Raw genomic sequence first — 6,303 nt, forward strand, 5'->3', positions numbered from 1 at the left:
TGACCTGGGTCACAAAAACAGCGGTGGCCCGGTAGCGACGGCTACCGGGCCACAACCAGCCTGCTGCGATACGGATCAGACCAGCTCGCGAGCCTTCTCCGGCCAGGTGACCAGGCTCGCCGAACCCCGCATGCCGGCCGCGGTGAGCGCCGCCTTGAGGCTGACGGCGTCCGCGTCGGCGAGCTTCGCGTAGGTGGAGATGCCCGCGGCGGCCAGCGCCATCGCGACCTTCGGGCCGATCCCCGCGATCTTGGTCAGGTCGTCCGGGACCTCGGCGCCGGCCGGCGCGTTCTCGTCGACGACGACCGGGTCCTCGATGAGCGCGGGCTCCTCGACCGGCTCGGTCTCGGCGACCGGCTCGGTCTCGGCGGCGGGCTCGTCGACGGGGGTGGCCTCGACAGCGGGCTCGGTGGGAGCGGCCTCGGCCCCGACCGGCTCCGCGATGGTCTCGGCGACCGGCTCGGGCGCGGCGACCGGCTCGGGCGCGGCCACCGGCTCAGCGGCCACCACCGGCTCCGGCGCGGCGACCGGCTCCGCGGCGACCGGCTCCGCGGCGACCGGCTCCGCGGCGACCGGCTCGGCGGCGGGGCTGACCTCGACGGCCTCGGCGATGATCACGGTGGGCTCGTCCTCCGACGGCGAGTCGACCGCGACGGCCTCGGCGATGATGAGGGTGGGCTCGTCACCGTTGTCGGCGATGTCGGCGGGCGCCTCCGGCTCCGGGATCGCAACGGTCTCGGCAACCGCCTCGGTGACGATCACGGCCGTCTTCTCCTCGGCGACCGGCTCCTCGGCGGCAACCGGCTCCTCGACCACCACGACGGCGGTCTCCTCCACCGAGGACGAGGACGAGGGCGAGGGCGAGGGCGAGGGCGAGGGCGCGGGGCAAGACGAGAGGGCCGCGTCGGTGTCCGATTCCGGCGAGGCGGCGTCGACGGCGGTGGCGGCGAGCACGGCGGTGGCGGCGGCGTCAGCCGACGGGGCCGCCGTGGGGGACTCCGTGACCGGGTCCGGAGTGGGCTCGGTGGACGTCGTGGCCGGGGCGGTCGCCGGCTCGGCGGCGGACGGCGCGGCGGCCTTGCCGCGTCCCCAGAGCCACCAGCCCACCGCCACACCGATCACGAGCCCGGCGACAAGAGAGAGGAATGATGCCATATCGGGCCTCCGGACAGGGAGTATGAGCGTGCATATGTAAGCGCGCAGCTTTGCACATCACTCTCGGTAAGCGGCACGAGGGTGGCCGATGTCCGGACGCCGGTATCACTCCCGCTGGCCTGGGTCGACAGTGGCCGGACCGCCGCGACGGGCGCGGTCGGCGGCGTACGTGAAGGCCCACAGCACCACCTCGATCGACAGCAGCGCCCCGGCGACCCGGTAGTCCGCCGAGTCCCGGCCGGAGAACGGGCTGGCGAGGAAGGCGCAGGACAGCGCCCCGAGGACCGGGATCGGTGTCGGCGCCCGGAAGTGCTCGTGCGGCACGGGGTCCCGGCGGAGGACGAGGACCGCCACGTTGACCACGGTGAAGACGCAGAGCAGCAGCAGCGCGGTGGTGCCGCCGAGCGCGGCCAGGTCGGCGAACCGGATCAGCCCGAAAGCGATCAGCGTCGTGAGGAGGATGCCGGCCCAGGGCGTACGCCGGACGGGGTGGATCCTGCCGAGGAAACGGGGGAGCACCCGCTCGTTGGCCATCCCGTAGAGCAGGCGGCTGGCCATCATCATGTTGATCAGGGCGCTGTTGCTGACCGCGAACATGGTGATCCACGCGAAGATCCAGAGGGGGAAGCCCGGTGCGCCCGACCGGACGACGGCGAGCAGCGGCGCGGTCCCCTCGCTGAGCTCGGCGGGTGGTACCAGGGCGACCGCCGAGATGGCGACCAGCACGTAGATCGCGCCGGTGATGCAGAGGCCGGTCAGCATCACCCGCGGGAAGGTGCGCGCCGGGTCCCGGGTCTCCTCGGCCATGTTCACCGAGTCCTCGAAGCCGACCATCGCGAAGAACGCCAGGGCGGTGCCGGCCGTGACCGAGAGCAGGACGCTCTCGCCGGGCGGCGTGGCGAACTCGGTGAGCCGGGAGAGGTCGCCGTCGCCGTGTGCCAGGGCGTACCCGCCGACGCCGATGACGATCAGCAGGCCGGAGAGCTCGACGACGGTGAGCACCACGTTCGCCTTGACGCTCTCGCCCACGCCGCGGAAATTGATCAGCGCGACCAGGGCCATGAAGCCCAGCGCCACCAGAAGAGAAGACCTGTAGGGCATGAAATTTCCGGCGAAGGCGAGGGCCGCGCTCGACGCCGACGTCAGGCCCGAGCACATCACCGCGTACGCCACCATGAACGTGAGGAAGTGCAGGCCGAACGCCTTGTGCGCGTAGAGGGCCGCCCCGGCCGCGCGCGGATACTTGGTCACCAGCTCCAGATAGCTGAACGCGGTGAGCAGTGCGACCACGAAGGCGATCAGGAACGGCAGCCAGACCGCCCCGCCGACCTCGCCCGCGACCTTGCCGGTCAGTGCGTAGACGCCGGTGCCCAGGATGTCGCCGACGATGAAGAGCAGCAGGAGCCCTGGCCCGATCACGCGGTGGAGAGTGGCGGTCATGTGCTCCACCCGTACCGGAAAAATCGGAAACGTGGTGGTCACCCGCCGGGGGAGAGTGACCACCACGTGGTTTTTCACGAGATAGCGGGATAGTCCGTCACGTAGACCGGGACGCCGACCTTGGTGGTGTCGGCCGCCTCGCCGACGCCGTTGACGACGTGGTCGATCGTCCCGGCGCTGAGGTTGACGGTCATGATGTGGTGCAGCCGGACGCCGGGGCGGTCCGGCACCTCGAACCCGTTCTCGGTGTGGATCGACGGGTTGTTCTGGTTGAAGACGTAGACGCCCGCGCCGTACAGGTGATGCGTCCGCACGTGCGCGCCGACCTTGTAGCCCGCGTAGCCCTCGACGCTCCCGTTCATCCAGTCGGCCTGCGCCGGCGGGTCGTACGGCAGCTCGTTCTGGTAGAGCACGGTGGTGCCCCGGTCGCCGTTCCAGACGGTGTTGTACCTCTGGAAGTGCTCGACGAAGAGGCCGGTCGCGGTCACGTCGTCGCCGTTGATCACCGCGCCGTAGAGGCCGATGTTGGTGTTCCACCGTTCGGTGTCGGTCAGCCCGTCGACGCCGTGGTCGGCCCGCCACACCCAGGTGTGGTCGATCAGCACGTCGTCGCTGTTGACCTCGAGCGCGACCTCGGTGGAGCCGACGTGCGGCCCGCCGACCCGGAAGTACACGTCCTGCAGCGTGGTCGGGTCGCTCGCCGAGGAGTGCCGCCCGTGCCCGGTGCCGACCCGCAGCAGCGCCGGTGACTTCGTCGCGCCCGCGTCGATGGTGACGCCCGCGACGATCGCGCCGGTCACGTCGCCGACCTGCAGCGGGACCGCGCCGTTCACCGAGGTCAGCGTGGCGTGGCCGAGCCCGAGCACGACGGTCTTCGACCGGTCGACCCGAATGCTGCTCGCGACGTCGTAGACGCCCGGCGTGAGCAACAGGTTCTTCCCGCAGGCCAGGGCCTTGTTGATGGCCGCCACCGAGTCACCGGGCTTCGCGATGTAGAAGTCGCTGAGCGGGACGGTCCGGCCGGGGGAGTCCCAGGTGGTGCCGGCGGTGTTCCGCTGCGCGGCCGGCACGCGGACCTGGTAGCGGCCCTTCGCGTCGACGAAGAGGTAGGGCTTCTCCCGGGAGACCGGCGTGGTGGCGAGCGTGGTGTACGGCGTGGCCGGGAAGGCCGACTCGTCCGGCGCGCCCTCGACACCGCTGAAGACCTGGTTCCAGACCGCGTTCGACCAGCTCTCCACCGAGCTGTTCCGGGTCAGCCACTGCTGCTGGGAGCCGTTGACCGTGGCGGGCAGCTCGCTGTCGGCGATGAAACCGCCGCTGGCGTACTGCGGTCCGGCCGTGCAGTAGTCCATCAGCGACAGCGTGCCGCCGGTGACGTCGACCCGGCGCAGCGAGGTCGCCTGGGAGACCGCCCAGAAGTTCGCGGTCTGCCGGCAGCCGTCCTGACCCGCCGCGTTGATGTTGACGGTCAGGTTCGACACGGTCCGCCAGAAGTTGACCAGCGCCAGGCAGTTGCTGGTCCCACCGTCCGCGAGGCAGCGGTTGTAGACCTCCACCTTGCCGTTGATCACCACGTCACCCGGGTTCGCGCCCAGCCCGGCGATCTCGGTGTAGTAGCCGACCTCGATCTGCAGCGGCTGGTCGGCGGTGCCGTAGACGCCCGGCTTGAAGAGGAACGCGTACCGGTCGGTGCCCATCTCGTTGTCGACCTGCTTCGCGTGCGCCGCGTCGAGCGTCGCCTGGATCTCGCCGACCGGCGTGCTCGGATCGAAGACGGTCACATGGGCGCCGAGGTTCGGCACGGTGGGTGCGCCGGCGGCGGCCGGCATGGCCTGCGCAGACCCGGCGATGGTCAGGGTGAGTGCGAGTGCCGCGGCCGCTTTCCTTCTCGTACGGCCATCGAGCCGGACAAATCTCGTCATGAGACGCCTTTCGCAACAAGATCGAAACGAGCCAGTTCACCGAAGCAATCGGCGATCCTCCATGTCAAGGGCGGTCAACCGGCATTCGCCGTGGACCGGGACAACTCGCCCCGGTTCCGAAACCGGGCTCGCTTCTTTGAGGGGAACGGGCACTGCTTGTGGGGGGACGGCACTGCCCGAACGGCCGACGGAACCGGTACCGGAAGCGCTTACCGAACCGCGCTCGCATAGACGACTATGTTGCTGCGGTAGTGCCCTGCCGCGCGGTCGAAGGCGCCGCCACAGGTGATCAGACGGATCTCGGGGGACGCTGTGGCGGCGTAGACCTCCGCCGTGGGGAAGCGGGCCTTCGGATAGCTCGCCACCCGCGTCACCGCGAAGTGGACCGTGCTGCCGTCCGCCCGGCGTACCGCGACGGTGTCACCCGGAACGAGTTCCCGCAGGCGGTAGAAGACCGCCGGGCCGTCGCTCGCGGTGTCCACGTGCCCGACGATCACCGAGGCCCCGTCCTCACCCGGCGCCGGCGACCCCTGATACCAGGCGGCCGGGGCGTCCGACCGCAGCTCGGGCACGTCCAGCGTCCCGTCGTCCCGCAGCCCGATCGGGGTGACCGCGGTGTGCACCCCGATCCCGGCGATGTCGAGCCCGACCGGTTCCGATCGCGTCCGCTCCGCCGTCGTGCTCTCTGCCACGGCCGGGCCGTCCGCGGCGCTCTTCGCCACGGCGGGGTTCTCGTCTCCGGCCGGGCTCTCTTCCGCGGCCGGGTTCCGGGTCGCGGCGATCGGGTCCGGCAGGGCGTCCTCGGAGAAGGCGCCCGCGGCCGTGGTCAGTGACCCCAGTACGGCGAGCGCGGCGGCCAGAGCCGCCGCGCGCCGGTTGTGCAGCTGGAGCACGCGGTTCAGTGACGGGCCGGACGGCGGGTCGCGTAGGCGGCCACGCCCAGCGCCGCGAGCAGCAGCATCAACCCGCTGACCAGGAGCGGAGTCCGGTTCCCGGTGGCCGCGGCCCCGCCACCCGCGTCGACGCCCCCACTCGGCGTCGCCGTGCTCGTGGGCTCGGAGGACGGCTCTTCCGAGGGCTCCTCCGACGGCTCGGTGACCGGCGGCGTGCTCTCGGTCGGGGTGGCCGTGCTCGGATACGCCGACGGCTCACCGGTGGTGGGTGGGCTGGTCCGCGTCGGCACGCTGCCGCTGGGCTCGGTCACCCCACCCGGCACCGGGCTCGACGGATAGCCCCCGCCGCCCGGCGCGGTGGTCGTCGTGGTGACGGTGGTCGGCGTCGCGCTGGACGGCACCGGCAGCCCGGTGTCGTCGCCGTCGTCCTTACCGCAGAACGCGAGCAGGAGCAGGAGCAGCAGCAACAGCAGCAGGATCGCCACGATCAGTGCCGCGACCCGATTGCGCCGTCGATGCGGGGGCTGGGGTTTCGGCGCCGGCTCGGTCGGTTCGGCCGGCGTGTAGTCGGTCATATGTGGAGCCCTTCCGGATGTCCGGGCGGCTGGCTGGCGTCACGTTAGTGGCCCCGCCGCCCGCGCGCACGGGACTATCGGTGATCGGTCACTTTGAATCGACCGCGCACGGTACCGCCTCCACCCGCCATCGAGAAATCCGCTGCTCCTCAGGCCCCTAGACGAGTGATGACCGGGGTCACCTGCGTGGATGCGGGTGGTTGCTGAGTGAACAGATGAGGGCCTCCAAGATCGACGTTGCTGAGCAACGATGACCGGGAGGCCATGTGCACGTCGATTTGGAGACCCTCGCGACCGCACTCTACGTGAAGATCGACG

5 protein-coding genes are annotated in these 6,303 nt (G+C 71.0%); all 5 read right to left on the reverse strand.

Features of this window, described 5'->3' with window-relative positions; translation table 11 throughout:
• Nucleotides 1-75 precede the first annotated feature (75 nt).
• The 5 genes from AB0M08_RS33255 to AB0M08_RS33275 all read right to left on the reverse strand — a co-directional run bounded on the left by AB0M08_RS33255 (nucleotide 76) and on the right by AB0M08_RS33275 (nucleotide 5,985).
• On the reverse strand, nucleotides 76-1,155 hold the full coding sequence (locus AB0M08_RS33255) for a helix-hairpin-helix domain-containing protein (protein ID WP_364502014.1): 1,080 nt from the start codon (nucleotides 1,153-1,155) through the stop codon (nucleotides 76-78).
• 105 nt (nucleotides 1,156-1,260) lie between these two features.
• The gene (locus AB0M08_RS33260) at nucleotides 1,261-2,595 is read right to left on the reverse strand and encodes an APC family permease (RefSeq protein ID WP_364502017.1); all 1,335 of its coding nucleotides are present in this window, start codon (nucleotides 2,593-2,595) and stop codon (nucleotides 1,261-1,263) included.
• Nucleotides 2,596-2,669: 74 nt separating this feature from the next.
• The gene (locus tag AB0M08_RS33265) at nucleotides 2,670-4,517 is read right to left on the reverse strand and encodes an adenylyl cyclase (RefSeq protein WP_364502020.1); all 1,848 of its coding nucleotides are present in this window, start codon (nucleotides 4,515-4,517) and stop codon (nucleotides 2,670-2,672) included.
• A 209-nt stretch (nucleotides 4,518-4,726) separates the two neighbouring features.
• Nucleotides 4,727-5,410, reverse strand: coding sequence for a class F sortase (locus tag AB0M08_RS33270; protein WP_364502023.1), 684 nt, complete (start codon nucleotides 5,408-5,410; stop codon nucleotides 4,727-4,729).
• A 5-nt stretch (nucleotides 5,411-5,415) separates the two neighbouring features.
• Nucleotides 5,416-5,985 carry a hypothetical protein gene (locus tag AB0M08_RS33275; RefSeq protein ID WP_364502026.1) on the reverse strand — a complete coding sequence of 190 codons (570 nt, stop codon included), beginning with the start codon at nucleotides 5,983-5,985 and terminating at the stop codon, nucleotides 5,416-5,418.
• Nucleotides 5,986-6,303 lie beyond the last annotated feature (318 nt).

Origin of the sequence: Actinoplanes sp. NPDC051851, assembly GCF_040681165.1 — a bacterium.
GTDB lineage: Bacteria > Actinomycetota > Actinomycetes > Mycobacteriales > Micromonosporaceae > Actinoplanes.

Excerpts from the sequence above, each read along its gene's own strand:
- AB0M08_RS33275 (WP_364502026.1), bottom strand. The coding sequence starts at position 5,985 with ATGACCGACTACACGCCGGCCGAACCGACCGAGCCGGCGCCGAAACCC.
- AB0M08_RS33255 (WP_364502014.1), bottom strand. The coding sequence starts at position 1,155 with ATGGCATCATTCCTCTCTCTTGTCGCCGGGCTCGTGATCGGTGTGGCG.
- AB0M08_RS33260 (WP_364502017.1), bottom strand. The coding sequence starts at position 2,595 with ATGACCGCCACTCTCCACCGCGTGATCGGGCCAGGGCTCCTGCTGCTC.
- AB0M08_RS33265 (WP_364502020.1), bottom strand. The coding sequence starts at position 4,517 with ATGACGAGATTTGTCCGGCTCGATGGCCGTACGAGAAGGAAAGCGGCC.